This window comes from Pseudomonas farsensis (assembly GCF_014268805.2).
Classification (GTDB): Bacteria; Pseudomonadota; Gammaproteobacteria; order Pseudomonadales; family Pseudomonadaceae; genus Aquipseudomonas; species Aquipseudomonas farsensis.
In genome coordinates this window covers 1,494,159-1,519,871 of record NZ_JABWRF020000001.1, presented here as the reverse complement: position 1 = coordinate 1,519,871, position 25,713 = coordinate 1,494,159, and the positions used below count along the sequence as shown (strand labels likewise).

The window sequence follows — 25,713 nt, the reverse complement described above, 5'->3', positions numbered from 1 at the left end:
CCGGCAGGCGCCCTGCTGTATCACGGTTTGCACAACTGGCTACTGGTGGCTGACCCAGTACACGGCGGTGACCACCACCAGCACGATCAGGCACAGAATCGCCCAGGCATCGACACTGCTGTCTGCTTTGCGGACCTTGGTCAAGTTACCCATTGCATTGCCTCTTGTAGTGATTATGGGAATGCACTTCACCAGCAGCAGTTAAGTCCAGCAATGCCCTTTGCTCAAGCAGGGTCTTTCAATAGTCGACGGGTGACGCAAGAAACGGGTAACGGAAGTCCGACGGCCTGCCTTCGGCGCTGTAGCGCTTGAAATCGATACCGTAGTCACTGTGCTCAAGCAACTTCAGCCAGCGCTGTGCCTTGGCGCCATCGACCGATTGCAGCACCGGCACCTGATGTTCGCGCACCCCGTCGCGGGCAAGGCTCACACCATGGGCATCATCATGCAGCATGACCATGGCCCAGCCGCCAAGGCTGAAGTGCCCGCCCATAAGCACACCCAGGCGACCATCGATACGCGCGCGCAGCGCTTCGGGCGAGCTGTTGACAGCGCTGAACACCACGTCCCGGCCAGGCACGCGGCCGGCCTCTTCGAAAGCACGCATGGCGCCGAAGGCCATTTCGTCGTTGGCCGACCATACCAGGCGGGTGTCGGGATAACGCTGCACAAGCATGCCTGCCTGTTCGTAGGCACGCTCACGACTCCAGCCGCCGTATACCACTTGGCGCAGGCGCACCTGAGGGAAGTCGGCAAGGGCGCGGCGCATGCCCTGCTCGCGCAACAGCGAGGCTGGCGTGGTCTTGACCCCGACGAACGCCACCAGGTCGACAGGGCCGCTGTCTTTGGGCAACAAGGCGACCATCTCGCGCAGCATCTGGTAACCAGCCTGCTCGTCGTTGACCGTCAGGGTGCCGAGCACCTGTGCGTACTTACCCGGCTGGGCCTGAATGCTACGAGCCTGGCTGGCCGTCAGGCCGTTGTTGACCAGAAACAGCTTGACCCCGGTGCCCTGCGACAAGCGGATGATCTCGGGGGCGATGTACTGTTCGTTGACCAGCACCAGGTAGTCCGGCCGCTTCGGCCCCTGCAGAATATCGCGGGCCTGGGACAGTGTCCGTTCCGGGCTGCGCTCGCTGTATTCAACCTTCAGGCTCATGCCCAGGTCCTGCGCGGCTGCCTGCATGAAACGGCTGTAGCTGCTCCAGAACACCTCACTGGAGGAGCCTGGGTTAAGAAACACTACTGAAGCTGCGTGCACGTTGGCTGCCAGTGGCAGGCTCAGGCACAAGCTTTGGCACAGCGCCTTGAGCATGCGATAACACCCCTTGAAACAAATGCACCAGTATAAACCCGTCCGGCGGCGCGACGAACAAATGGCAGTCAGTCTCACTTAGTCCGTTTGGTTCTTTTCATATGCAAAAACATCACTTTAGCGCATAAACCCAACCTGCTATCGTTCCCCGGCTCCGAACCGGAGTGCGCGGCCGTGCGCGCGAATAGCTGCATGCAGCCTGAGACAGGACTTTTATGTACGTATACGACGAGTACGATCAGCGGATCATCGAGGACCGCGTCAAGCAGTTTCGTGATCAGACCCGCCGCTACCTGGCCGGTGAGCTGAGCGAAGAAGAATTCCGCCCTCTGCGCCTGCAGAACGGCCTTTATGTCCAACGCTTCGCCCCGATGCTGCGCGTCGCCGTGCCCTACGGCCAGCTGAACGCGCGCCAGGTCCGCACGCTGGCCAAGATCGCCCGCGACTACGACAAGGGCTACGCGCACATCTCCACCCGCCAGAACGTGCAGTACAACTGGCCGGCACTGGAGGACGTCCCGGACATCCTCGCTGAACTGGCCACCGTGCAGATGCACGCCATCCAGACCAGCGGCAACTGCCTGCGCAACACCACCACCGACCAGTTCGCAGGTGTAGCGGCCGACGAAATCATCGACCCGCGCCCGTGGTGTGAAATCGTCCGTCAATGGACCACTTTCCACCCCGAATTCGCCTTCCTGCCGCGCAAGTTCAAAATTGCCATCAATGGCTCGAAGCAAGACCGCGCCGCCATCGAAGTGCACGATATCGGCCTGGAGCCGGTGTACAACGAGGCCGGCGAACTGGGCTTCCGCGTGCTGGTCGGCGGCGGCCTGGGCCGTACCCCCGTGGTGGGCTCGTTCATCAACGAGTTCCTGCCGTGGCAAGACCTGATCAGCTACCTCGACGCCATCCTGCGCGTGTACAACCGTTACGGGCGCCGTGACAACAAGTACAAGGCGCGGATCAAGATCCTGGTCAAGGCCCTTACCCCTGAAGTGTTCGCCGAAAAGGTCGAGGCCGAAATGGTCCACCTGCGCGGCGGCAGCAGCACCCTGACCGAGGCCGAAGTGCAGCGCGTATCGCGCCATTTCATCGACCCCGAGTACCTGGCGCTGGAAAACGTCGATTACAGCGCTTTGGACGCCGAGAACCCAGGCTTTGCCCGCTGGCGCTCGCGCAACACCCGCGCCCACAAGCGCCCGGGCTACGTTGCTGTAACCCTGTCGCTCAAGCCAACCGGCGTTGCCCCTGGCGACCTGACCGACAAGCAGCTCGATGCGGTAGCAGACCTTGCCGAGCGCTACAGCTTTGGTTTCCTGCGCACCTCCCACGAGCAGAACATCATCCTTGCCGACGTCGAGCAGCGCCAGTTGCATGCGCTGTGGCTGGAACTGCGTGAAAGCGGCTTTGCCACGCCGAACATCGGCCTGCTGACCGACATCATCTGCTGCCCAGGCGGTGACTACTGCTCGCTGGCCAACGCCAAGTCGATCCCGATCGCAGAATCCATCCAGCGCCGTTTCGACGACCTGGACTACCTGTTCGATATCGGTGAGATCGACCTGAATATTTCGGGTTGCATGAATGCCTGCGGCCACCACCACGTTGGTCACATCGGCATCCTCGGGGTAGACAAGAAGGGCGAAGAGTTCTACCAGGTTTCGCTGGGCGGCAACGCCGCGCGCGACGCCTCGTTGGGCAAGATCCTCGGCCCGTCCTTCGCCCAGGACGCCATGGCCGATGTGATCGAGAAGCTGATCGCGGTGTACGTTGAACAACGTACCGAGGAAGAGCGTTTCATCGACACCTACCAGCGTATTGGCATCGACCCCTTCAAGGAGCGCGTCTATGCAGCGAATCATTAAGAACAACCAGATCGTCGACGAAACCTGGCACCTGCTGCCCAAGGAAACCTCGTTCGACGAGCTGACCAACTGCGACGACTACATCGTCCCGCTGCAAATGTGGCGCGACCACGCCCATGTGCTAAAGGCTCGCGATGGCGGCCTGGGCATTTGGCTGGACAGCGATGAAGAAGCCGAAGAAATCGGCGAAGACGTTCAGCACTTCCAGGTCATCGCCCTGAACTTCCCGGCCTTTACCGACGGGCGCAGTTACTCCAACGCGCGCCTGCTGCGTGACCGCTACAAGTTCAAAGGTGAGCTGCGCGCCATTGGCGATGTGCTGCGTGACCAACTGTTCTTCATGGCCCGCTGTGGCTTCGATGCATTCGCCATCCGTGCCGACAAGGACCCGGAAGACGCGCTGCAAAGCCTGAAGGATTTCTCGGTGACCTACCAAGGTGCCACCGACGAGCCGCTGCCGCTGTTCCGCCGCCGCTGATCAGCGTGCGCTAAAACGAATAACCCGCCTGTATGGCGGGTTATTTCATTTTGCCGCTCATGTTCGCTGCCACCACGCCGATATCATGGCTGTATTCATGACTTACGCAAGGACAGCGATGATGAACCCCGTCACCTCCGCGCTACGGTTCACACCCGTTTACACCCCGCCTGCACCTTTGCAGATCGCCAGCGTGCGCCAGGCCGCCAGCGCCGTTGCCGACGCCCCGGCCACCCAGGTCACCCTTGGCCAGGACACCCGCGTCGCCAATGCCGAAACCTATTCGTCCAAAGGCACCCTGGGCACCCCGGTGGTGCGCCTGGTCTGGGAAAACGAGGGCGCGCAGGACAAACTCAGCACGCAGATGTTCACCAGCGCCGCCAGCACCAACATCGGTGCACGCTTCCAAGGGCTGGGCGCGTCGCTGATCGAGCAACTGGCAGCCAATGGCGGCCAGCGGGTTTCGCAATCGGCCCTGGCCGTGGGCGTCAACGGCTCCACCGAGCCCGGCATCCTTGACCTGCAGCGCGCCAACTTGCGCGAACATGCCAGCAACAGCGTCACCCTTAGCCTCACGACCGCCTCCGGCGCAACGGTGAACATCGGCCTGTACAGCGGCGAACAGGGCCTGGCGGTCGAAGCCTCGGTCAGCAATGGCGAGCTCAACGACGATGAGCTCAAGGCACTGGCAGCCATGGCCGACGGTTTCCAAAAGGCAGTCGATGGCCTGAACCAGGAAAAGCCGAGCCTGCAACTGGGTGATCTGCTCAAGGTTGACCAGAGCCTGTTCAGCGGCCTGCAGATGAGCGCCAAGCTGGAACTTGCCAGCGGCGAACAGCAGACCTTCGACCTGCGCCTGAACGGTTCAACCCGCAGCCTGAGCCTGCAAGGCCCAAGCGGCCAAGTGCAGTTGGAACTGGACAGCAAAGGCGGCGCCCTGCTGGGCGGCAAAGCCCAGCGTGAGGCCGCCATCGGCAATTACCTGACGCAGTTCGATGCCGCCCGTCAGCGCGGCAAGGGTGATGAGCAACTCGCTACGTTGTTCAAGGACGCCTTCAGCCAGCTCAACAGCGTGGATGACGACAGCGCCCGCCCGGCCCGCCACAGCTCAGCCATGAACACCCTCAGCCGTTCGCTGCTGAGCGGCGTGGCCGACTTCACGGCTTCGATCAGCGAAACCGTGAAGGCCAGCAACCCGATGCGCCCCGAAGAGATTGACCGCTTCGACTACAGCGTGTCGCAATCGACCAGCAAGGACGGCAAGGGCAACAGCTTCTCGCTGCAACAAGAGCAGCAATCGAGCCTCAAGGCGTCCTGGCACTCAAGCCTGAACCCGCTGGTGGGGTTGCAGTTATCCCGTGACAACGCCTCGCAGAACTACCGCTACCATCAGGTCAACGACGAAGCGAGCAGCAGCACGCGGGCCTCGGTGGTCAACGGCGCGCTGACCGAAGCCAGCTCGACGCAGCAAGCCAGCCGCAGCGAGCGCGTTCGGGTCTACCAGGAAGGCGTGCTGGAATCGGACAACACCACGTCCGCGTCAGAGCGCAAATCCCGTGACCAGCTTGCGCTGATCACCACCCTGCTGGACAACGACGCCAAGTCGCGCCGCCAAAGCGGCATTTCGACCTTCGAGCAGCAAATGGCCGACAAGAGCAGCGCCTGGCTGCTGCAAAGCGACCCTTCGCGCATCTGAAAACAGGCTTTCAGTGCCCTTCGCCGGGCGCTGAAAGCCCCTGTTTCAGCTACCGCTGCCCTGCCCGATCAGCACTCCGTCGACCTTCTGCCCATACAGGTTGACGCCATCATTGGCGTGGAACTTGAGCCGCGTCTTTTCAATCGAGCCTTGCACCAGGCGCGGATCCTGCGGGCGCTCATGGCGGTTGATCCAGGCGGCCACATCCCAAGCCTGCTGGTCGCTCAGGCTGCCAGGCCGGCCAAGCGGCATGTTGTATTTGATGAACGACGCGGCCGTGTTGATGCGGTGCATGCCCGCCCCCCAGTTATACGAGTCCTTGCCCCACAGCGGCGGCATCACGTACTCGCCCGCCACCTTCTGCCCCTCGCCTTCCTTGCCATGGCAAATGGCGCACTGCTCGCTGTACACCTGCTGGCCACGCTTGAAATCATAGCCTGCAGCCGGCTGCGGGACCTCGGGGTAGCCGCGCCCGGCGATCTCGACGCCAGTGGGTGCCTGGGTCGACAACCAGTATGAGTACACGCTCAAGGCGGTCATCTGGCGGCTTTCTGCTGCGGGTGGGCGGCCGTTCATGCTGAACTGGAAGCAGCCCTGGATACGCTCGGCGAAGGTGTTCACCTTGTCGTTTTTCTTGCGATAGGCGGGGTACATAGGGTACGCGCCCCACAGCGGCGCCGAATGCGCCATGCGTCCCTGGTCGAGGTGGCAATTGCTGCAGTTCATGCCATTACCCACCGCATCCGGCATCAGCCGCCGCGTGTCGACAAACAGGGCATGGCCTTCGCGCACCATCTGGCCGAAGGCATTGTCGGGAATCGCGCTTTCGGCAGGCGGCACGAACTGCGGGACAGCCTGCACGCCGGGGACCTTGAGCTGGGATTGGTCGGGCATGACAACGGGTGCGGCCTGGGCGCTGGCCGCAGACATCAGCAAAAGTGGCAACAGAGCTTTCATGGCGTGGCCTCCTGGGCTGCCGGCTGGGCAAAGTAGTTGGCCACGGCCTGGATTTCGCTCTCGCTCAGCGCCTTGGCCACGCCTACCATCAGCTGATTGGGGTCGTTGCTACGGCTACCGTCGCGCCAGGCCTGCAACTGCGCAACCAGGTACGCCGCAGGCTGGTGGGCCAAAGGCGGGAAATGCTCGCCCACACCACTGCCACCCGGCCCGTGGCATTGCACACAACCGGGCACCTGGCGGCTCCAGTCGCCATAAAGGGCCAGGCGCGCGGTCGGGTCGGTGGCTATCTGCTGGCGACGCAGGTCTGGCACCGCATCGCTGGGCAACTGCGCAAGGTAGCTACTGACCGCTTCGATTTCAGCGTCGTCCAGCGCCTTGGCCAGGGGCTCCATCACCGCCTGCTTGCGGCTGCCTTGGCGAAAATCGTGCAGTTGCTTGGCCAGATAACCCGCTGGCAGGCCCGCCAGGCGCGGAAAGCCGGCAGCAGCGATGCCCTTGCCGTCAGGCCCGTGGCAGCCCATGCAGGCCATTGCAGCCGGGTTGGCGCCACCTTTGTTGAAGATCGCCTGACCGTCGGCAGCATGCGCCAAGGGCCAGGCTACGAACAGCAAGCTGCTGATCGCAACGCGACTCAGATGATTCATCACGGAGACTCCATTTCCTTGTTATAAGCTTAGATCCAAACGACATAAGCCATTGGATACTAGGGCTCACCCACGCGACGCGACAACCTGTCACGGGCAAGGAAAGTGGCAATCTGCTAGCTAATTGCCAAGGAACTGCGCTAAATCAATTCCCGGAAATGCACACCGTCGCGGCGTCGCGCACATCACCTGGGCGCAATGGGAAGTTGCTGAGGCGCTCGTGCACCTTGATGGCACTGCCATCGCCACGCTTGTCAATATCGACCAGCGCTGCCGGGCCGCCGGTGGCGGAGAGCTTCTGCGGCACGATCAGGCGCAGGTCCTCGCCACGCGCCACTTCCTGCAACGGGTCGCGGCTGCCTTGAAGCTTGCCTTTCACGCAGTCGGCGTATTCGCGCGGTGATTTGCCGGACTTCACATCCATGGTTTCGTGGGTCTGCTCCAGGTCCGTCACGCTCGCGCAGCCGCCCATCATCAGCGACACCATTACTACCAGCCATCTCATGTAAACGCTCTCCTGCTTCAAATGCATGCTGTGACCACGCCCGGGCGGATTTACTCCCCTATCTGGCAGAAATCTCATGGCCCGGGCCAGGCAAGGGGGCAAGTGTACCCTCACATCGTGATATCTTTCCGGTTTGCTGAACCAATCCTTGCGGAGCACCCCATGAAATTCGTACACCAGCGCGAGCACCTCAACGAAGACGATATCGTCGTCGTCGAAGGCTCCCAGCGCTGCAACATCCGCCTGATGAACGACGCCAACTTCCGCAGCTTCAAGAATGGCGGGCGCCACACCTATCACGGCGGGCATTTCGAAAAACTGCCAGCACGCATCACCGTGCCGAGCACAGGCTTCTGGAACATCACCGTCGACACCGTCACCACACGGCCGATTTCGGTGACCCGCAAGCCGGCCTTCACCCCCAAGATCAAAATCATTCGACGCTCGTCGACGAAACTCGGATAAGCCACGCATGAGCCAGACCATCAAGTACGTCATCAAATACAAGCTCGACGGCGAGCGCCGCTGGGACTTCGCACTCATGGCCGATGCCTCGCTCGAACAGGCGCAAGCTGCGTTGCGCAAAATTCACGGCGACGACGCCGACAAGATCAGCGACATCCAGGTCAGCAAGGCCCTGTAACGCCCCGAGCCCGCTGCACTCAAGGAGCTGCCCATGAGCACCTGGCACGACCGCCGCATCCTCGACCTGCTCGGTATCGAGTTGCCCATCCTGCAGGCGCCCATGGCGGGTGCCAGCGGTGCAGCCATGGCCATTGCCGTGGGTAATGCCGGCGGGTTGGGCGCCCTGCCCTGCGCCATGCTCACCGAAGCGCAGGTGCGCGCCGAAATAGCCACCTTGCGCAGTGCCTGCCAGGGCCCGCTCAATCTGAATTTCTTCTGCCACCAGCCGCCGCAGCCTGCTCCCGAGCACGATGCGCGCTGGAAGCAGGCGCTCAAGCCTTACTACGACGAGGTGGGCGCTGATTTCGAGGCGCCGACGCCGGTGTCCAACCGGGCACCGTTCGACGAACAGGCCTGCAGCCTTATTGAAGAACTGCGCCCTGAAGTGGTCAGCTTTCACTTTGGCCTGCCCGAGGCCACGCTGTTGCAGCGGGTCAAGGCGAGTGGCGCCAAGGTGCTGTCCAGCGCGACCACGGTCGAGGAAGCTGTCTGGCTCGAACAACAGGGCTGCGACGCGATCATCGCCATGGGCTACGAGGCCGGCGGGCACCGCGGCATGTTCCTGAGCCGTGACATCACCAGCCAGATCGGCACCTTTGCGCTGGTTCCGCAGATCGCCGATGCGGTAAAGGTGCCGGTGATTGCCGCGGGGGGCATCGCTGACCACCGAGGCCTGCTTGCAGCCCTTGCGCTGGGGGCGTCGGCGGTGCAGATCGGTACCGCGTACCTGTTCTGCCCCGAAGCCAAGGTTTCACCGGCGCACCGGCGTGCATTGGACACCGCCTCAGCCAGCGATACGGCGCTGACCAACCTGTTCACCGGGCGGCCTGCGCGCGGGATCAACAACCGCATCATGCGTGAGCTTGGGCCGATGAGCCCGCTGGCGCCGAGCTTTCCGCTGGCCGGGGGCGCGCTGATACCGCTGCGGGCAATCACCGACCCGCAGGGCAAGAGCGATTTCAGCAACCTGTGGGCCGGGCAGGCGCTGCGCCTGGGGCGCCCTATGGGGGCTGAGGTTTTGACGCGGGACATCGCTGGCAAAGCGCTGCGCACGCTCTTTCGATAGTTTGGGGCTGCTTTGCAGCCCATCGCGGCACAAGGCCGCTCCTACATCGACCGCGTAGCGCCTGGCTAAGCGCGGCCGATGTGGGAGCGGCCTTGCGCCGCGATGGGCCGCTAAGCGGCCCCGGCGATCTTGGCAGCACCTCTATCCTGGCAATGGGTTATCGCTATATAGTAAATGCTATAACGATAACCCCAAGGAGCCGTTTTCATGCGTATTCGCCCGCCCCACGTGGTCGTAACTGCCCTCTTCAGCCTGATGCTGGCCAACAGCGCATGGGCCGATGAAGTTCAGGTCGCCGTCGCGGCCAACTTCACAGCGCCTATCCAGGCCATTGCCAAGGGTTTCGAAAAGGACACCGGCCACAAGCTGGTCGCAGCGTTCGGCGCCACGGGGCAGTTCTACGCACAGATCAAAAACGGCGCACCGTTCGAAGTGTTCCTCGCCGCCGACGACAGCACCCCGGCCAAGCTTGAGCAGGAAAACCAGATCGTCGCCGGTTCGCGCTTCACCTACGCCGTCGGCACCCTGGCTTTGTGGTCGGCCAAGCCCGGCTATGTGGACGCCAAGGGCGAGGTGCTAAGGGCAAACGCATTCAAACACCTGGCCATCGCCAACCCCAAAGCTGCGCCATACGGCCTGGCGGCAACCCAGGTGCTGGACAAACTCAAGCTGACCGACGCCACCAAAACCAAGATCGTCGAGGGGCAGAACATTACCCAGGCGTACCAGTTCGTCTCCACCGGCAATGCCGAGCTTGGCTTCGTCGCCCTGTCGCAGGTGTACAAGGACGGCAAAGTCAGCGAGGGCTCGGCGTGGATCGTGCCGGCCGAGCTGCATGAGCCCATCCGCCAGGACGCGGTCATTCTCAACAAGGGTAAGGACAACCCGGCAGCCAAGGCATTGGTGGACTACCTCAAAGGCCCTGAAGCTGCCGCGCTGATCAAATCCTACGGCTACCAAATCTGATGCCGCTCGACGCCGGTGAACTGGGCGCCGTCTGGCTGACCATCAAGCTGGCCAGCCTTACCACGGCAATCCTGCTGCTGGTCGGCACGCCCATTGCCTGGTGGCTGGCGCGCACGCGCTCCTGGCTGCGCGGGCCAGTTGGCGCCGTGGTGGCACTGCCGCTGGTGCTGCCACCGACGGTGATCGGCTTCTACCTGCTGCTGGCCCTGGGGCCCAATGGCTGGATCGGCCAGGGGCTGCAGGCGCTGGGCCTGGGGACGGTGGTGTTCAGCTTTACCGGGTTGGTGATCGGCTCGGTGGTGTATTCGATGCCATTCGTAGTGCAACCGCTGCAAAACGCCTTTGCGGTCATTGGCCAGCGCCCGCTGGAAGTGGCCGCCACGCTGCGCGCCAGCCCTTGGGATACGTTCGTCCATGTGGTACTGCCGCTGGCACGCCCGGGCTTTGTCACCGCCAGCATTCTTGGTTTTGCCCATACCGTGGGCGAGTTCGGCGTGGTGCTGATGATCGGCGGCAATATTCCCGATAAAACCCGCGTGGTTTCAGTGCAGATCTTCGATCACGTCGAGGCCATGGAATACGCACAGGCCCATTGGCTGGCTGGCGCTATGCTGGTTTTCTCCTTCCTGGTGCTGCTGATGCTGTATGCCGGCCGCCGCGGCAGGACAGGCTGGAGCTGAAATGAGCAAACTGATCCAGGCGCGCCTGCAACTGCGGCGCGACGACTTCACGCTGGATGTCGACCTGCAATTGCCGGGGCGCGGCGTCAGTGCCTTGTTTGGCCACTCAGGCTCAGGCAAGACCTCCTGCCTGCGCTGCTTGGCTGGGCTTGAGCAAGCGAGCCACGCCTATATCGAGGTTAACGGCGAGGTCTGGGAAGACAGCGCACGCGGTCATTTTCTGGCCCCGCACAAACGTCCGGTGGGCTATGTGTTCCAGGAGGCCAGCTTGTTCCCGCACCTATCGGTGCGTGGCAACCTTGAGTTCGGCTGGCGCCGGGTGGCTGCCAGCGAGCGCAAGATCAGCCAGGAGCAAGCCTGCCAATTGCTCGGCATCAGCCACTTGCTGGCACGCAAGCCGGCCACCCTTTCCGGTGGCGAAGCGCAGCGGGTGGGTATCGCCCGCGCCCTGCTCAGCAGCCCCCGGCTGCTACTGATGGACGAGCCACTGGCCGCACTGGACAGCGCCCGCAAGCGCGAAATCCTGCCGTACCTTGAGCGCCTGCATGACGAGCTGGACATTCCGCTGATCTACGTTAGCCATGCCCAGGACGAGGTGGCACGCCTGGCCGACCATCTGGTGCTGCTGGATAACGGCAAGGCAATTGCCAGCGGCCCGATCGGGCAGACCTTGGCGCGCCTTGACCTGCCATTGGCCCAAGGCGAAGACGCAGGCGTGGTGCTTGAAGGGGTGGTCGTCGACCACGACCCGCACTATGGGCTGTTCGACCTGCGCCTGCCGGGCGGCGACGGCCCGCTGCTGCGTATCGCCCATCCTGACCTGCATGTGGGCAGCACGCTGCGCCTGAAGGTTCAGGCTCGCGATGTAAGCCTGACGCTGGCTGCCGACAACGTGTCGAGCATCCTCAACCGGCTGCCGGTACGGGTGCTGGAATGCCGTGCGGCGGACAACCCGGCCCACGTTCTGGTTAGCCTGGATGCAGGCGGCAACGCGCTGCTGGCGCGGGTCACGCGCTTTTCGGCCGAGCAGCTCGGCGTACAGCCGGGGCAACAGCTGTGGGCGCAAATCAAATCGGTGGCATTACTGGGCTGAGCAACAGCGAAGCGGCTGTTGTCCATTGATGCAGAACCATTGGATTGGACTGCGCCGATGACCGACTGCCCGTTGCCCGCCAGCCTGCACTATGTCGACGACACCCAGCCCGGCTTCAGCCGCCGCCGCTGGCGCGACCGCTTTCACTACTTCGACACCCAGGGCGAACGCATCCGCGATGCCGACACCCTGGCGCGTATCAACGCGCTGGTGATTCCGCCAGCCTACACCGACGTGTGGATCTGCGCCGACCCGCAGGGCCATCTGCAAGCCACTGGGCGCGATGCCCGGGGCCGCAAGCAGTACCGTTACCACACGCAGTGGCGCGAGCTACGCGACCAGCACAAGTACGGTCGCATGCTGGCCTTCGCAGGGGCACTGCCGCGTTTGCGCAAACAGTTGGAGGCGCATCTGGCGCGGCCAGGCCTGGACCGGGAAAAGGTGATGGCCCTGGTGGTCACGCTGCTCGACGCCACGCTGATCCGCATCGGCAACCGCCAGTACCTGCGCGACAACCGCTCCTATGGCCTGACCACCCTGAACAACCGCCACGTGCAGGTGCGCGGCAGCACCATTCGCTTCCAGTTCCGCGGCAAACGCGGCGTCGAACATGACGTGACGCTACAGGACCGACGCCTGGCACGGCTGCTCAAGCGCTGCATGGAGCTGCCTGGCCAGGCGCTGTTCCAATACCTGGACGAGGACGGCCAGCGCCACAGTGTGGGTTCCACCGAGATCAACCAGTTCATCCAGCAACTCACTGGCGCCGACTTTACTGCTAAGGACTACCGCACCTGGGCCGGCAGCAGCCTGGCGCTAAGCCTGCTAAAGCCGCTGGCCTGGGAGCCGGACAGCGAAGCCAAACGCCAGGTGGCGAGCATCGTGCGCCAAGTGGCGGCGCGGCTGGGCAACACGCCGGCGGTATGCCGGCGTTGCTACATCCACCCAGCGGTGATCGACCACTTCCACCTCGGCCGCCTGCCGACCTTGCCCCGTGCTCGTCAGCGCAAGGGTTTGGAGGCCGACGAAGTGACGTTGTTGCGTTTTCTGCAGGCGCTGGCGCCTTGACGACCATTGACTGCGACTATTTACCCCATCACACAAGGAAATTTCCCATATCGTGCCAATCCCCCTATCCTTGCCAACAAGCGCCTTCGCTGATGGACATCAGCGGTTCGTACCTGTAGCTGCACCGCCAGAACCGGTAACAGAATTTCTGCGCCGGGGAATTCCTGAGCGCTGAAAGCGTCTTTAATGAGAAGGAAGAGGGACTCGCTCCCAACCGCCGGGCAAATGCCCCTCGGTTTTCTACAACACCAAGGAGAACTACATGCTGATACTCACCCGCAAGGTCGGCGAAAGCATCGTCATCAACGATGACATCAAGGTCACCATTCTGGGCGTCAAAGGGATGCAAGTGAGGATCGGTATCGATGCACCCAAGGATGTCCAGGTGCACCGCGAGGAGATTTTCAAACGTATCCAGGCCGGCAGCCCGGCGCCAGAAAAACACAACGATCAGTAACGGCGCGCCCATCAGCATCGAGCCGCACGGACGCGACTGATCCATGCCCGCCCATGCGGGGAGCCTTGCAGCCCTCAGGTGCCAAGCAGTTCGCGCACCTTGGCGATCATCCTGTCTATGTCGAATGGCTTGTCGAACACTGCGGCGAACAGCATCGGGCTGTCACGCCCCCGGCCCGCCTGCGCGCCACTCATCAGTACCACTGGCAGGTGGACGAGGCGCACGTCATTGCGAATGGCCTGGGCCAGCTCTTCGCCGTTCTGTCGGGGCATCATGTAGTCGGTGATCACCAGGTCGACGTGCCTGTCGCGCAAAGCCTCAAGGGCGCTAGTGCCGTTACTGGCCTTTAATACCAGAAAGCCTGCGTCCTCCAAGGCAAAACCCAGGATGTCGGCAATCAGGTATTCGTCGTCGACGACCAGAATGGTGTTCATGGCCCTATCCTATCACCGGTCATCCTGCTGCACCGCAGTTCCGCTGAGCACCCCTGCCGCGCCTTCAAATGCCCGCCCAAGGCGGATACCTTGCGGGCTCAGGGTCAGCGATTGCAGCGATGGATCATGGTCGCTGTCGCGCACTTTGATGACCGATAGCACTCGGTGGACACAAGCATCGAGTTCGGCGAGGCGCATCAACACCAGGTTGTCGACCAAGCTGGAGAGGTCAGGCGCGGGGGCGGTGATTTCTGCACCGAAGATGTCGCGCATTTCCCAAGTCAGCAGCACCGTCACATCCCGCGCGCGCAACTCGCCCGTCAAGGCGCGAAAGAACGCATTGAGCCTTGCCGGGTCCTGCGCCAGCCTGCCAAAGGCGCCCAGGCTATCGATCACCACCCGCCGTGCGCCCGAAGCCTGCACCTGCTCCAGCAGCCGTGCACCTACCTGATCCAACAAGCCTTCAGTGGTGGGCTGCCAGCACAGCTGCACAGCGCCGCTGCGCTCCAACTCATCAATGCCCAGGCCCAGCGCCTGCGCCTTGAGGCGCAACCGAGTCGGGGTTTCGTAGAAGCCAAAGTGCAGGCCCGGTGACTCACGGCTCGATGCCGCCAGAAACGCGATGCCCAATGCCGTCTTGCCAACCCCGGAAGGCCCCATCAACAGAGTGACAGAACCTTGCGCCAGGCCACCGCCCAGCATGCGGTCCAGATCCGGCACACCGGTACCGACTTTCTCCAGCACCTGTGACCCCAGTTGGGTGGGGCGGCTGTATAACGCTTCAAGCCGCGGAAAGACCTGCAAACCATCCTCACCGATCAGGCACTCATGGCGCCCCGACAGTGCTGCGCTACCTCGGGTTTTGCGCAGGTGAACATGGCGCACAGCGGCATTGCCGGCCATTTGCTCGCTCAGTTCGATCACCCCATCGACCATGGTGTGCTCGGGGCTGCCCTCCTCCAGCCTGGAACTGGTCAACAGCAGCACCGTGCAGCCTGCGAACGCAGCGTGCCCTTGCAGTTCAGAGACGAACTTCTTGGTATCGATGGGGGTTGCAGCCTGTGCTCGGGCGTTGAGCAGGCCATCGACGATCAGCAGGCTGGCATGGTGCCGGGCGATTTCCTCGCGCAGCAGGCGCACCACGGCATCCAGCCCGTCCTGCTCCAGGGTGTCGAATGCGCTGAGGAACTGAAGCGTGTCACCGACCATTTCGCGGTCGAAGAAGCTCAAGGTCGACAGGTACTGGAACAAGCGCTCGTGGGATTCGCTGAGCAACGTGGCAACCAGCACTCGGCCGCCGTCGCGCACGTGATTACAGGCCAGCTGGTTGGCCAGGATGGTCTTGCCCGAGCCAGGGTGACCCTGGACGATATACGAAGACCCGATGACCAGCCCGCCCTTGAGCAGGGCATCCAGTCCGGCGATACCTGTACGCAGGCGCTTGAGTTGTTCAACCATGAGGGTTATCCGTCAGTCGATTGAGGGCGATGGATGGTCGGCGCAGGCTGGCAGGTACAGGCTCATGCAGCAGCCCTCACCCGGCTGGCTGGCCACGGCTATTGCACCATTGCTTTGCTTGGCGAACCCATACACTTGGCTAAGGCCCAGGCCGGTGCCCTTGCCGAAAGCCTTGGTGGTAAAGAAAGGCTCGAAGATTCTCGGGAGCACCTGGGGGTCGATCCCTTGGCCATCATCCTGCACGTCAAAGCGCACGAACAGGCCGTGCAGGCCTTCAACCTCGCCTGCCAACAGCGCGCTGGCCACCACCAGGCGTATCTGCCCTGTCTCGGCAATGGCATCGCGCGCGTTGAACATCAGGTTAAGCAGCACCATCTGCAACTGCCCGGCGTCCACCTCTATCAGCGGCAGATCAGGCTGAACCTCCTGGACCAGTACGATACCACGGGGCAAGGCGTGCTCAAGCAGGCTGCGGGTGGACTCGATCACCTGCGCCGGGGTGATGCGTGCATGGCTCAGTTGGCGGTGCCGGGCAAAACTGAGGAGTTGCTGGGTCAGCTGGGTGCCCCGCTGGCCGGCATCGAGGATATGTTCGAGCAGGCGCTGCGTGCGCACGGGGTCCTGGCTGCCGAGGGCCAGCCGCGCGGAGCTTAGAATGATCGTCAGCAGGTTGTTGAAATCATGGGCCAGGCCACCGGTCAACTGCCCCAGCGCTTCAAGCTTCTGTGCCTGGAATAGCTGCGCACGCATGGCATCGAGCTGCAGGGCCGAATCGCGACGGTCGGTAATATCGCGAGTCACCTTGGCCAGGCCTATCACCTCACCCTGCTCATCACGGATCACATCCAGCGCTGCCAACGCCCAGAACTGCGTACCGTCCTTGCGCACGCGCCAGCCTTCATCCTGCGCCACACCCTCTTCGAGGGCCTGCTGCAGAATGCGTGCGGGGCGACCTTGCGCGCAGTCCTGGTCGGTAAAGAACAACGAAAAATGCTGGCCGATTACCTCGTCGGCGCAATAGCCCTTGATGCGCTGGGCACCGGCGTTCCAAGACACCACGTGGCCTGTGGGGTCGAGCATGTAGATGGCGTAGTCCACCACCGACTGCACCAGCCGTTCATAGCGCGTATCGGGTGTTGCGGGAGGGGTCGGGCGGTCCGCTGAAACCATGGGATCTCCACAAGCGGCGCGAAAGACATCATCAGCTTAGCTAAAACCTGCGCCCATTACCGGGGCTGTCGTCGGACCGTGACCAACCCGCCCGGCATGCCCTATAGTAGAGGCGCCCGCTTCAGCGTTAAGGACGCCACATGCCCGCCACACCCCGTATGCAAGGCTTGCAAGACGACCTTTTGCGCACCGCCGCCGACCTGGACACCTTGTCTGAAGCCCTCGACGGCCACGCCCGTTATTTGCGCCACTCCATCCACAAGGACGACGCCCCTGCGCTGGATGACCATGCCCAAGGCCTGCGGGACTCGGCAGGTGACATGCGCGACCTGGCGGCCACGATCAATTCTTGACCTTGCGCCCTGAAGTCTTTGCTCTGCAAAGCTCGGACATCGGGGCAGGTTCAAGCCTTCAGTAAAGCCTCGTGAGGCATCTCATTTTTTTTCATTCAGGGCCGATATGATGATTAGGCATGCAGCCATCATCCCCTTCGGAGTCCGCCCGTGAATCTAAGAAACCTGAACCTGGCGCCGCGTGCCGCGCTCTTCTTCTCCCTGATCGTAGGGCTCGTTGTGGTGCTGGGTATTTTTGCAGTGGTCCAGATGGGCAAGCTGCGCGATATCGAAAAGGACGTCGAACAGAACTGGATGGCCAGTATCCGCCAAACCGCGATGATGAACGCTGCGACGCTTCGCCTGAGGCTGGAAACCCAGCGCGGGCTGGCAGACCCACAAAGCCTGCAGAAAACCATCGAAAGCTTCCCTGCCTACCGCAAGGTCCTGGCCGACACCGTAGCGGGTTATGAGGCACTTATTGCCAGCGACAAAGAGCGCGCCTTGTTCTCTGAAGTTAAAAACAGCGCGCAAGCTTATCAACAGCAGTTGGAACTGCTGGAACCCATGATGAAGGCAGGCGACATCCCCTCAGCAGTACGCCTGGTTGCCGCGAGCATTCGTCCGCTGACCAGCAAGATGGAACAGCAGATCAAGGACCTCACCGACTTCAACAACAGCGGGGCGGCAGCAGCGGGCGAAATGGCAACCAGCATCTATTCATCAGGCCGCACGCTTGTCGTAAGCATCATTGCCGTTGTCGTGCTGCTGACCATTGCCCTGGCAGTCCTGCTGACCAAGAGCATCACCTCGCCCATCAGTAATGCATTGTCTGTGGCCGAGCGGATCGCGAGCAGCGACTTGTCGAAGGAAGTGCAGGTTATCGGAACCGATGAAGCCGCCAGGCTGCTCAAGGCCTTGGCGCAAATGCAACACAATCTGCGCGATACGATTGTGCAGATATCCGATTCCTCCACTCAGTTGGCCTCGGCAGCCGAGGAAATGACCGCCGTCACGGAAGCATCGAGCCGTGGCCTGGTGTCCCAAAATGATGAAGTCAACCAGGCTGCCACCGCGGTTACCGAGATGAGCGCCGCCGTGGATGAAGTGGCTCGCAGTGCCGAGTCCGCCTCCCAGGACTCGAAACGCACGCAAGGCTTTACCGAGAGCGGGCTGGACCGGGTGGCGCAGACCTTGAAGTCGATCCAGCGGCTCAGCGGCAACGTGGAGCAAACAAGCGAACAGATCCAAGGGTTGTCGAACCGTGCGCAGGCTATCTCCAAAGTCGTGGAGGTTATCCGGGGCATTGCCGAGCAAACCAACTTGCTGGCGCTGAACGCCGCAATCGAAGCTGCGCGGGCAGGTGAACAGGGGCGAGGCTTTGCTGTGGTCGCTGACGAGGTCAGGGCGTTGGCGCATCGCACTCAACTGTCGACGCAAGAGATCGAGCAGATGATTGCAACGATTCAGACCGATTCCGAGCAGGCGGTACAGGCGATGACCACTAGCCGTGATTTGGCCAACCAGTCCTTGGACATTGCTCAGGAAGCCAGCACTTCGCTGGACCAGATCGCCACTGCGATCACGCAAATCAATGAGCGTAACATGCAAATCGCCACGGCGTCTGAAGAGCAGTCCCATGTCGCGCGTGAAGTGGACCAGAACCTTTTGCGTATCCGCGACCTCGCCTCGCAGAGTGCTGCCGGGGCAAGCCAGACAGCCAGTGCTTGCGGGGAAGTGTCGCAATTGGCCATCAACCTCAACCAATTGGTCACGCGTTTTGTGGTCTGACGTACCGGGAAACACCTGACTACCTGTAACACCCACCCTGGCCACTTCGCTATACACAAAGAGGTGGCCACGGGGGAAACCTAGAGCCTCAAGGCCGCGTATTCAACACGCCCATGGCGGGCAGCTCGTGCCAGCAGGCACCCTAAATCGTTGATTTGCGCAATATTTTCGTGTCTAATCGGCTGCTTCACATCGGCCTCGATGGTGAAATTGGTAGACACATCGCACTTAAAATGCGCCGCCGCAAGGCATCCCGGTTCGAGTCCGGGTCGAGGCACCATTGCTGCTCCCCGCCTTATCCGCCCGCCAGTCATTCGCCAGCTAGCTGCTAGAGTGGACAGTGTCACTGTTCATTGGAGCGCCGCCATGCGCTATGCACTGCTCGAAGGGCAACGCGACATCATCCTGCTGCTCGCCCGCATTCTGTTGATGGTCCTGTTCGTGCTCGCCGGCTGGGGAAAGCTGACCGGCTTCGACGGCACGGTAGCCTATATGACCTCACTCGGCGCCCCTGCCCCGACCTTGGCCGCTGCGGTGGCAGTGGTCATGGAGTTCGCAGTCGCCATCCTGCTGATCCTGGGCTTCTACACCCGGCCGCTGGCGTTGCTGTTCGCGCTGTTCGTGCTGGGCACGGCGCTGATCGGCCACCCGTTCTGGAACATGGTCGACCCCGAGCGCAGCGCCAACATGACCCAGTTTCTGAAAAACATGAGCATCATCGGCGGCCTGCTGGCGCTGGCCGTCGCAGGCCCTGGGCGCATTTCACTGGACCGGCGCTAAGCCGACTGCGGCTGCGGCGTCAGTCGTCGCAGTCGTCGTGCCAGGCCGGGGGATTATCGTCATCGTCGAAGTCATCGAGCAGGTCTTCATCCTCCTCGACTTCATCCAGCACGCCTTGGGCATCTGCCTCGGGGTCAAAGCCGTCGTGGAATTCATGGTCGAGCAGGTGGTCGTGCTCGGGTTCGTGCAGATCGTCTTCGTCACGCATGGCAGGCTCCTTTCACCTCAACCCCGCCTATATAGGCCCAAGCGTGCCAAGGGTCAATGCGCGCGAGCGTTAACCTTGAGTTAACCACGCAGGCGCAAGGTAAAGGCTCTCCCTTCAAAACGTCCTTGGCCCGCCTTTACCGGCGGGCTTTTTTTGTTAGCGGAGCCCCTCGCGATGCGCTGCGAAAAATCCGGTAACGTTTGTTCAACGCTGTATCCAGGCACTTTCACGAAATTCTGACAAAGCGAGCGGCACACTGGCCTGGCTTTGATACGTTCTAATTCAAACCCGCCCACCGTGGCGGGTTTTCTTTTCTGGCCTGGCCCAGGCGCTTGCGGCAGGCTTATCCCAGCTGGCAACTCGCAAAAAACACATCCATCGCCGCCGAACAGGCACTGGGCGCGCTCATCTGCGGGTAATGGCCCATGTTATCAATAAGGCTCAAATGGCTGTTAGGTAGTGCGGCGTGCAGATAATCACCCACCGCCACGGGCACGACCGGGTCACCTGTGGATTGCAAGATCAGTGTCGGTAACTGAAGCCCAGCTATGTCAGCGCGGTGATCGGACAAAAAGATCACGCGGGCGAAGTGCCTGGCGATCTGCGCATCGGTGCGGCAAAAGCTGCTGACCAGCTCCTCGCCAAGCGCCGGCTGCCCAGGCGTGCCCATCAGTACCGGGGCCATGCTGCTGGACCAACCTTTGAAGTTCTCATCAATGGTATGCAGCAATGAGTGCACTTCTTCTGCCGAGAAGCCGCCTGTATACCCTGGCGAATTGATATAGCAAGGCGAGCCGCCAATCATTATCAGCGCAGCGATTCGCCCGGCACTCTGGCGCTCAGCCAAGGCGCCGACCATTGCGCTAACCGAATGGCCAACGACGATAATCGGCCCTTGGGCGAATTCGTCGATCAATTCGTTGAGGTCAGACGCATAGCCCCACAATGACGCGTACTTGTCGCGGTCGTAGGCTTGAGTATCAGATTGGCCAGCGCCTACAAGGTCATAGGTCACGACGCGAAAGCGGGTGAGCAAATGCGGCAGCAGAAACTTCCACATCGACTGGTCGCAGCCAAACCCGTGGGACAGGATCAACGTCGCGGTGCCACTTCCGGCAACGTGCACATTGTTACGTTTTTGCAGGGACATACCGATCTCGGTGTTGGGCAATCAATGTGCCCGGGGCGAGACCACTATATCCGCCCCCACGCCAAACCGAAACGGCTTGAAGCCACGCAGCGCCGGGGCTCGCCGTTACGTGCTGTATTTGCCCAGATAGGTGATGGTTGCGGTGCTTTCGGGCAGGCGCGTCACCGGCTCAACTTGATCGGAAAGCGAGCGACGGTCGCACCATATGGCTGACGGGTTGCTGCCAATCATGATGAAGTGGGTAAACGCTGAGCCTTTGGCGATTACCTGAGCCCGTTCAGCTGGGCAACGCATCTGCGACAGAACACCCTCTATCCCGCCTGGATACTCGACAAAGTCAGAGTCCATATGGAACTCAAGGTCTTCAGCCAATCGCCAAGTCGGATTACGCTCTTCCCAGGCACTGTATTCATCGTCACTGGCTGTGGCGGGCGGCTCTGCTTCCCACTGCTCGAAGATGTACAGCTGGGCGTGTTCTTCACTTTCGAAGTTCGCGCCGAACAGGTGAAAGTCCCAAGCATCGTCATCTATCAGAAGCATCTCGCACAAAAGATCCGTTCAAGAGTGATATATGCACGAAGGTGCAGTTGATCGAAATGATCACATGACGAAGATGTTTCTTTCACCCTTTTTTCACCTTGGCCCCGGCACTATGAACTCATCCCTACGTGATAGACCTTGCCCGCCTCGGTGGGCTTTCTTTTGCCCGCACGATATGCCGGTGGCTATACCGCTGTTAAAAGCCCGATAGCGGCTGCCGTCGCCGTTTGGCGTTAATGGCTGCGCTGAACCGCCGCCACAATCGTCAGCCGCAACTCTTCTTTTGCCTGCTCTTGGGTGATATCTGCTGCCAGTGCAGCATCCGACAGCGCCTCGGCTGCCCCTAGGATGGCCCAAAGACTGGAGCTGGAAGCACCACCAGGCCCGGAAAACGGGGCGAATATCCCGGCACACTTGCCGATGAACGCCTTTTGATACTCGCGCTTGACCATCGCCAACTCTGGCGAGCCACTAAGTGCGGCTAGGACACCCTGGATCTCGCGCCCCTGGGCCATCACACAATCCACGTAGGCGTTGGCACACGCACGAGCCTTGGCCTGCAAGGTGGGCTCGACGGCGGCTATCGCAGCATCGAAAAGCGCGGTTTGGCGAATGTCGTAGTCTTCGTACAGCGCGGCCAACAGGCCGTTACGCGTGCCGAAATGGTCATAGACCACAGGTTTGGTAACGCCCGCGGCCTCAGCCAGGCGGCCGAGGCTGAGCGCATCCGTGCCCTCCTCGGCGATCAACGCCCAGGAAGCCTCCAGCAACTGGCGGGCGCGGGCTTCTCGGGTCAGGCGTCGGCGTGAAGGCACGGAAGTAGACGAGTTCATGGGCCGCATTGTCCCACTGCGCCTTACACCTGTGAAGCGAAGATGCGCGTACCGATAGCGTGCGCCCTTTCCAGGTAGGCCAGCGGGTAGTCGCTATCAGCCGGTAACAGCACGGACGAACTGCGGACCTCGGCACCACAGTAGTCAAAAATCCCGTGATCGATCTGCGTTTTCATGGCAGACGCATAGCCATGCCGGGTGAAGGAGCATTCGTCAGCGGCGCCTATGGCGACCAGATGCACCTGCAAACGCTGCAGTTTCTTCTGCACCCGGCCGTCACTACTGTCTTCGTAAGCCCAGCCTTGACTGAAGACGCGATCAATCCAGCCTTTGAGCAATGCCGGGAAAGACCACCAGTAGATCGGAAAAACCAAAACCAGCGCATCAGCACGATCCACCCGCTCTTGCTCAGCAGCAACGTCAGCAGGCGGTGCAGACTGCTTGAGAAACAATGCGCGGTCCGACGGGTTGAAACGCGGGTCGAAGCCCTCTTCAAAAAGGTCAGCCAACTCAATGGTGTGCTGCGAGCCTGAGGCGGTGATACCGCCCACGATGCGCTGGGCGATGGCATGGGTGAGTGAATGGGGCTCGGGGTGGGCAACGACAATCAAGCTGTGCATGGTTAGCTCTCCAGATACCAGATAAGGCTCTCTCGGCAAAAGAGAATAGCCTACTACCTACCAAAGGTAACCTACGATTAGTAGCTTGTCGAGCAGCACGCCTCCCTAGCCCTGAACCGGGGGGCGTTCTGCACAGCCGGCAACCCCAGGTTGCATTGCTTTACTTGGCTTTGCTCAGGCCATATGCTCGCCGCCGCTGACACCACCTGACCTGTGCTGACAAGGAAGTACTGAAACATGGACGCTGCGGCACCAGAAAGCACCACTGCCGAAATCGAAAGGCTTATAGAGACAAAGAATGAGCTGTATAGGCTTGGTTGGCACAGCAAGAGAAAGTTTTATGTAGCGATACTGTTGGCCTTTCTGTACATCGGCTCTTTCGCGGCGGGGGATTTGCTGCTGCATGGGGTGAGCGTGGTCAACCTTTTGGCAATCATCGCGACAGGCTTGGCATTCAAGAGAGCCACCGCCATGGAGCGAATGACCTTTCATTACCAGGCCGAGTACTGGGAGGTTTCGAAGAAGCTAGATGCGCTTGGGCATGCAGGCAAAAATAGCAGCCATCAGGACATCAAGAACTCCATATAGCCCGCTAGCCGTCAATACGGTCAATCTCATCTTGGCTCATCACACGCCAATCACTTGGCAAGATACCGTAATCGACATGCGCGGACGCCACCGCATCCTGCAGTGACAACATCAGGTGGTCGCCTTCAACCTGCAGACTGTGATAATCGATGAACCGAATCTCCAGATAAACCGGCGGTTCGCCCGCGCCTTCGACCCTCAGGCCAAACAGCACAATGGCCGTAACGTTGGGACGATATTCACAAGGTTGCCGTACCGTGGCGAACAGGTGGACGGGGTCTTCCAGAGGGCGAACTGTTTCATTGAGCATGCAGTACCTTTTTGTCGGCGCCTAGACCACCGAACTGCGCAGCGAGCCCACGAAATGCGCAGCAAAGCGAACTGATGGGTTCAGCGCGGCATCCATTGCATTGTCTGGACAGTGATATGCGGGTGGCTTTCCAAGGCTTCCCATTCACCCAGGAAGACAAAGCCCTGCTTTAAGTAGAAGCTTGAGGCTGTAGTGTTGCCAGGGGAAACATCCAGGAAAACGCCGTCAAAACCTCGCGCTGAAGACCGAGCCTTGACGACATCGACCAACTGTTTTGCGATGCCACAACCACGAGCAGCGGGCTCAACCCACATCCCGATCAAATTAAAGCGGTTTGATTCGCTGACTGTTGCACCGACCATTCCAATGGGCTGCCCTTCCTGGAACGCCAGCCAGAATTCGGTACCCGCGCAAGAGGCTCTTTGTTTCCACTGGTCGCTGTCGTAGCCCGCAGCAGTTGTGTAACTGACGCCGAAAGCCGTTGGCGCGTCCAGCAGCGCGGCGAGCCTGACCTGCTTCAGTAGCCTCCAGTCTTTCTCGGTCGTTGCTCGGATGTTCATCGCTTTGCTTGATATCCACCTATCCACGTTTACAGGTACTAAATCAGGTTTGCGAGTCGGGTACCTGCTCCGTTTCAGCCCCTGTCCGAAACAGCCGGGCCGCTACCTCTCGCCCTCGCTCCAACCCCTCTTCCGTCAACCAGACGGATTTTTTTTTGTTAACTGGATTACTGATGAAACCATGCTCATGCAGCCGATTCATGATCTCGAAGTCGAACCCTTTCCACGCCGTACCTTCGTCGAAACTGTAGATAGCCAACAAAGCAAGCACCGCATCTTCAATCAGTTTGTCGTCGTATTGCATGATCGTTTCTCCATCAGTACAGACAGCACCTAGGTAATCGGAAGCAGCACCTTGAATACCGTGCCTTGCTCCACGGTGGACACTACCTCGATTTCTCCCCTATGGGTGTACACTATTTCTGCCACGGTGCCACTGTGCGGATCAACTGCAGGCGATCTCGACCAGCCTGTGTGATGGCGTTCTCCCCTTCATCGCTAATGCGATACCGGCCTGACACCATCTTGGTTATCGAGAACCGGACCAGCCCACTTTCGGACAAGGCTTGGCCAGCCTCGAAGCTCATTACCTGTTCCAAGTCGAAGACCTTGATTTCTCCGATTTTGTAACGAGCAAAAGCCACCAAGGCGTTATCCAATTCTTGTTGGCTGATCTTCTGTGCGACGTCCATTCGACCTCCCAGGTCATGAGAGCCCCGGTCCGTGGGATTAGAGGTAAGGTGCCGGGGGTGAGTTGAAGGCGGACCGTACTACGACACTACAGAGCTCGCCACTGGCTTTCCATCCATGCTGGATAGGTGGGCAGGTCAAGGATATGTGCCCGATCAGAAGGGCCCCAGCTCCGCTGCGGTGGTTATAGCGCCCGCCGAGCGGAGGACGGCACCTTCACCGCCTCGCAGTGCGAAGCGCGCTGATTGGCTGGTTCAAGCTCAGGAAGACCCTGCGATTGGCCCAGCAATTGAATGCTGGGCCGGAACGGCAAGTTACAGCACTACAGTGGCCAGCATGCCTAAGGCACCTAGCGTGAAGCCAATGAGCGCTCCCCGCCCAGGTGACTCATGAAACAGAGCCCAGACAACGACGGGCTCAAGAAGCAACAAAGAGGTCACTGACACCACGGTGACGATCCAGATATCACCGACTGCAACGTATCCAAGCCAGTATGCTGCCAGTAGGCAAATACCTGCAAAACACATCAGTACCAAGGGAAGAAAGAGTGTCTCCCACGAAGCACTTCCTGTTTGGGCGAGCTTGGCGACAACCACTTCACTGTAGATTGCACAGAACTCACCGACCACCATCAAGCCTAGAGCAGAAACTCCGAGTAGTTCTTTGGACATATCAAAAATTCCTTCGTATTCAGCGAACTATTTTTCCGCTCCCAGCTGGCGATGCCGCTGGCCGGAAGCACGTTGCAGGAATACGAAGCAGCCTTGAA

General features: G+C 60.9%; 32 protein-coding genes and 1 tRNA gene. 16 read left to right on the top strand and 17 right to left on the bottom strand.

Annotation, left to right across the window (positions count from 1 at the left end; genetic code table 11):
* Window positions 1–238: 238 nt before the first annotated feature.
* Entirely contained in the window at window positions 239–1,315 is a 1,077-nt protein-coding gene (locus HU719_RS06975; protein WP_186534924.1) for an ABC transporter substrate-binding protein, read from the bottom strand.
* 215 nt (window positions 1,316–1,530) lie between these two features.
* Here HU719_RS06975 and HU719_RS06970 point away from each other — a divergent pair, with 215 nt between their 5' ends.
* From HU719_RS06970 to HU719_RS06960, 3 genes are all read left to right on the top strand, one after another.
* Window positions 1,531–3,183, top strand: a complete 1,653-nt coding sequence (locus HU719_RS06970) for a nitrite/sulfite reductase (RefSeq protein ID WP_186518479.1) — start codon at window positions 1,531–1,533, stop codon at window positions 3,181–3,183.
* Window positions 3,167–3,661: a DUF934 domain-containing protein gene (locus HU719_RS06965; protein ID WP_186518481.1), complete on the top strand. Its 495-nt coding sequence runs from the start codon at window positions 3,167–3,169 to the stop codon at window positions 3,659–3,661. Before HU719_RS06970 ends, HU719_RS06965 begins: the two co-directional genes overlap by 17 nt.
* A 121-nt stretch (window positions 3,662–3,782) precedes the next feature.
* Window positions 3,783–5,357, top strand: a complete 1,575-nt coding sequence (locus HU719_RS06960; RefSeq protein ID WP_186534925.1) for a hypothetical protein — start codon at window positions 3,783–3,785, stop codon at window positions 5,355–5,357.
* A gap of 45 nt (window positions 5,358–5,402) precedes the next feature.
* Here HU719_RS06960 and HU719_RS06955 read toward each other — a convergent pair whose 3' ends face one another.
* The 3 genes from HU719_RS06955 to HU719_RS06945 form a co-directional block, all read right to left on the bottom strand.
* Complete coding sequence (locus tag HU719_RS06955; RefSeq protein WP_186518485.1) at window positions 5,403–6,314, bottom strand: c-type cytochrome; 912 nt, start codon at window positions 6,312–6,314, stop codon at window positions 5,403–5,405.
* Window positions 6,311–6,961, bottom strand: a complete 651-nt coding sequence (locus HU719_RS06950) for a c-type cytochrome (protein ID WP_186534926.1) — start codon at window positions 6,959–6,961, stop codon at window positions 6,311–6,313. The genes HU719_RS06955 and HU719_RS06950 overlap by 4 nt, the downstream gene beginning before the upstream one ends.
* A 145-nt stretch (window positions 6,962–7,106) precedes the next feature.
* The gene (locus tag HU719_RS06945; protein WP_186518489.1) at window positions 7,107–7,466 is read right to left on the bottom strand and encodes a hypothetical protein; all 360 of its coding nucleotides are present in this window, start codon (window positions 7,464–7,466) and stop codon (window positions 7,107–7,109) included.
* 162 nt (window positions 7,467–7,628) lie between these two features.
* Here HU719_RS06945 and HU719_RS06940 point away from each other — a divergent pair, with 162 nt between their 5' ends.
* The 8 genes from HU719_RS06940 to csrA all read left to right on the top strand — a co-directional run bounded on the left by HU719_RS06940 (window position 7,629) and on the right by csrA (window position 13,480).
* A complete protein-coding gene (locus HU719_RS06940; protein WP_186518491.1) occupies window positions 7,629–7,931 on the top strand; it encodes a DUF1883 domain-containing protein in 303 nt (100 codons plus the stop codon).
* 7 nt (window positions 7,932–7,938) lie between these two features.
* Window positions 7,939–8,109, top strand: a complete 171-nt coding sequence (locus tag HU719_RS06935; protein ID WP_186518493.1) for a hypothetical protein — start codon at window positions 7,939–7,941, stop codon at window positions 8,107–8,109.
* A 33-nt stretch (window positions 8,110–8,142) separates the two neighbouring features.
* Window positions 8,143–9,216, top strand: a complete 1,074-nt coding sequence (locus tag HU719_RS06930) for an NAD(P)H-dependent flavin oxidoreductase (protein WP_186534927.1) — start codon at window positions 8,143–8,145, stop codon at window positions 9,214–9,216.
* A 255-nt stretch (window positions 9,217–9,471) separates the two neighbouring features.
* Window positions 9,472–10,182 (top strand): molybdate ABC transporter substrate-binding protein, encoded by a 711-nt coding sequence (gene modA / locus HU719_RS06925; RefSeq protein WP_437179656.1) that lies wholly within the window; start codon window positions 9,472–9,474, stop codon window positions 10,180–10,182.
* The gene (gene modB / locus HU719_RS06920) at window positions 10,182–10,862 is read left to right on the top strand and encodes a molybdate ABC transporter permease subunit (RefSeq protein ID WP_186534929.1); all 681 of its coding nucleotides are present in this window, start codon (window positions 10,182–10,184) and stop codon (window positions 10,860–10,862) included. The genes modA and modB overlap by 1 nt, the downstream gene beginning before the upstream one ends.
* 1 nt (window position 10,863) lies before the next feature.
* Window positions 10,864–11,955, top strand: coding sequence for a molybdenum ABC transporter ATP-binding protein (gene modC / locus HU719_RS06915; RefSeq protein ID WP_186534930.1), 1,092 nt, complete (start codon window positions 10,864–10,866; stop codon window positions 11,953–11,955).
* 57 nt (window positions 11,956–12,012) lie between these two features.
* Window positions 12,013–13,023, top strand: a complete 1,011-nt coding sequence (locus tag HU719_RS06910) for a DNA topoisomerase IB (RefSeq protein ID WP_186534931.1) — start codon at window positions 12,013–12,015, stop codon at window positions 13,021–13,023.
* A 262-nt stretch (window positions 13,024–13,285) separates the two neighbouring features.
* On the top strand, window positions 13,286–13,480 hold the full coding sequence (csrA, locus tag HU719_RS06905) for a carbon storage regulator CsrA (RefSeq protein WP_138217318.1): 195 nt from the start codon (window positions 13,286–13,288) through the stop codon (window positions 13,478–13,480).
* Between the two features lie 74 nt (window positions 13,481–13,554).
* Here the strand turns inward: csrA and HU719_RS06900 are convergent, their stop codons facing one another.
* The 3 genes from HU719_RS06900 to HU719_RS06890 are packed head-to-tail and all read right to left on the bottom strand — an operon-like array spanning window position 13,555 to window position 16,542.
* Complete coding sequence (locus tag HU719_RS06900) at window positions 13,555–13,914, bottom strand: response regulator (protein ID WP_186534932.1); 360 nt, start codon at window positions 13,912–13,914, stop codon at window positions 13,555–13,557.
* 12 nt (window positions 13,915–13,926) lie between these two features.
* On the bottom strand, window positions 13,927–15,372 hold the full coding sequence (locus HU719_RS06895) for an ATPase domain-containing protein (RefSeq protein ID WP_186534933.1): 1,446 nt from the start codon (window positions 15,370–15,372) through the stop codon (window positions 13,927–13,929).
* A 12-nt stretch (window positions 15,373–15,384) separates the two neighbouring features.
* Complete coding sequence (locus HU719_RS06890) at window positions 15,385–16,542, bottom strand: two-component system sensor histidine kinase NtrB (protein WP_186534934.1); 1,158 nt, start codon at window positions 16,540–16,542, stop codon at window positions 15,385–15,387.
* Between the two features lie 140 nt (window positions 16,543–16,682).
* Here HU719_RS06890 and HU719_RS06885 point away from each other — a divergent pair, with 140 nt between their 5' ends.
* The 4 genes from HU719_RS06885 to HU719_RS06870 all read left to right on the top strand — a co-directional run bounded on the left by HU719_RS06885 (window position 16,683) and on the right by HU719_RS06870 (window position 19,445).
* The gene (locus HU719_RS06885; RefSeq protein WP_186518513.1) at window positions 16,683–16,895 is read left to right on the top strand and encodes a hypothetical protein; all 213 of its coding nucleotides are present in this window, start codon (window positions 16,683–16,685) and stop codon (window positions 16,893–16,895) included.
* Window positions 16,896–17,066: 171 nt separating this feature from the next.
* Window positions 17,067–18,665, top strand: coding sequence for a methyl-accepting chemotaxis protein (locus HU719_RS06880; RefSeq protein WP_437179655.1), 1,599 nt, complete (start codon window positions 17,067–17,069; stop codon window positions 18,663–18,665).
* A gap of 195 nt (window positions 18,666–18,860) precedes the next feature.
* Window positions 18,861–18,945, top strand: a tRNA-Leu gene (locus HU719_RS06875).
* 86 nt (window positions 18,946–19,031) lie between these two features.
* The gene (locus HU719_RS06870; RefSeq protein WP_186518518.1) at window positions 19,032–19,445 is read left to right on the top strand and encodes a DoxX family protein; all 414 of its coding nucleotides are present in this window, start codon (window positions 19,032–19,034) and stop codon (window positions 19,443–19,445) included.
* A gap of 19 nt (window positions 19,446–19,464) precedes the next feature.
* Here HU719_RS06870 and HU719_RS06865 read toward each other — a convergent pair whose 3' ends face one another.
* The 5 genes from HU719_RS06865 to HU719_RS06845 all read right to left on the bottom strand — a co-directional run bounded on the left by HU719_RS06865 (window position 19,465) and on the right by HU719_RS06845 (window position 22,796).
* On the bottom strand, window positions 19,465–19,653 hold the full coding sequence (locus HU719_RS06865; protein WP_186534936.1) for a hypothetical protein: 189 nt from the start codon (window positions 19,651–19,653) through the stop codon (window positions 19,465–19,467).
* Window positions 19,654–19,996: 343 nt separating this feature from the next.
* Window positions 19,997–20,803, bottom strand: coding sequence for an alpha/beta fold hydrolase (locus HU719_RS06860; protein ID WP_186518522.1), 807 nt, complete (start codon window positions 20,801–20,803; stop codon window positions 19,997–19,999).
* Between the two features lie 105 nt (window positions 20,804–20,908).
* A complete protein-coding gene (locus HU719_RS06855; RefSeq protein ID WP_186518524.1) occupies window positions 20,909–21,343 on the bottom strand; it encodes a hypothetical protein in 435 nt (144 codons plus the stop codon).
* A 233-nt stretch (window positions 21,344–21,576) separates the two neighbouring features.
* Window positions 21,577–22,176 carry a TetR/AcrR family transcriptional regulator gene (locus HU719_RS06850; protein WP_186534937.1) on the bottom strand — a complete coding sequence of 200 codons (600 nt, stop codon included), beginning with the start codon at window positions 22,174–22,176 and terminating at the stop codon, window positions 21,577–21,579.
* Between the two features lie 23 nt (window positions 22,177–22,199).
* A complete protein-coding gene (locus HU719_RS06845) occupies window positions 22,200–22,796 on the bottom strand; it encodes an NAD(P)H-dependent oxidoreductase (protein WP_186534938.1) in 597 nt (198 codons plus the stop codon).
* 237 nt (window positions 22,797–23,033) lie between these two features.
* Between HU719_RS06845 and HU719_RS06840 the strand changes: the two genes are divergently transcribed.
* Entirely contained in the window at window positions 23,034–23,384 is a 351-nt protein-coding gene (locus HU719_RS06840; RefSeq protein WP_186534939.1) for a hypothetical protein, read from the top strand.
* A 4-nt stretch (window positions 23,385–23,388) separates the two neighbouring features.
* Here HU719_RS06840 and HU719_RS06835 read toward each other — a convergent pair whose 3' ends face one another.
* From HU719_RS06835 to HU719_RS06815, 5 genes are all read right to left on the bottom strand, one after another.
* Window positions 23,389–23,694, bottom strand: coding sequence for a hypothetical protein (locus tag HU719_RS06835; protein ID WP_186534940.1), 306 nt, complete (start codon window positions 23,692–23,694; stop codon window positions 23,389–23,391).
* Window positions 23,695–23,774: 80 nt separating this feature from the next.
* Window positions 23,775–24,254 carry a GNAT family N-acetyltransferase gene (locus tag HU719_RS06830; RefSeq protein WP_186534941.1) on the bottom strand — a complete coding sequence of 160 codons (480 nt, stop codon included), beginning with the start codon at window positions 24,252–24,254 and terminating at the stop codon, window positions 23,775–23,777.
* Window positions 24,255–24,297: 43 nt separating this feature from the next.
* Window positions 24,298–24,558, bottom strand: coding sequence for a DUF6429 family protein (locus tag HU719_RS06825; protein ID WP_186534942.1), 261 nt, complete (start codon window positions 24,556–24,558; stop codon window positions 24,298–24,300).
* A gap of 112 nt (window positions 24,559–24,670) precedes the next feature.
* Window positions 24,671–24,946 carry a hypothetical protein gene (locus HU719_RS06820; RefSeq protein ID WP_186534943.1) on the bottom strand — a complete coding sequence of 92 codons (276 nt, stop codon included), beginning with the start codon at window positions 24,944–24,946 and terminating at the stop codon, window positions 24,671–24,673.
* 312 nt (window positions 24,947–25,258) lie between these two features.
* Window positions 25,259–25,615, bottom strand: a complete 357-nt coding sequence (locus tag HU719_RS06815; protein ID WP_225917121.1) for a hypothetical protein — start codon at window positions 25,613–25,615, stop codon at window positions 25,259–25,261.
* Between the last annotated feature and the right edge of the window lie 98 nt (window positions 25,616–25,713).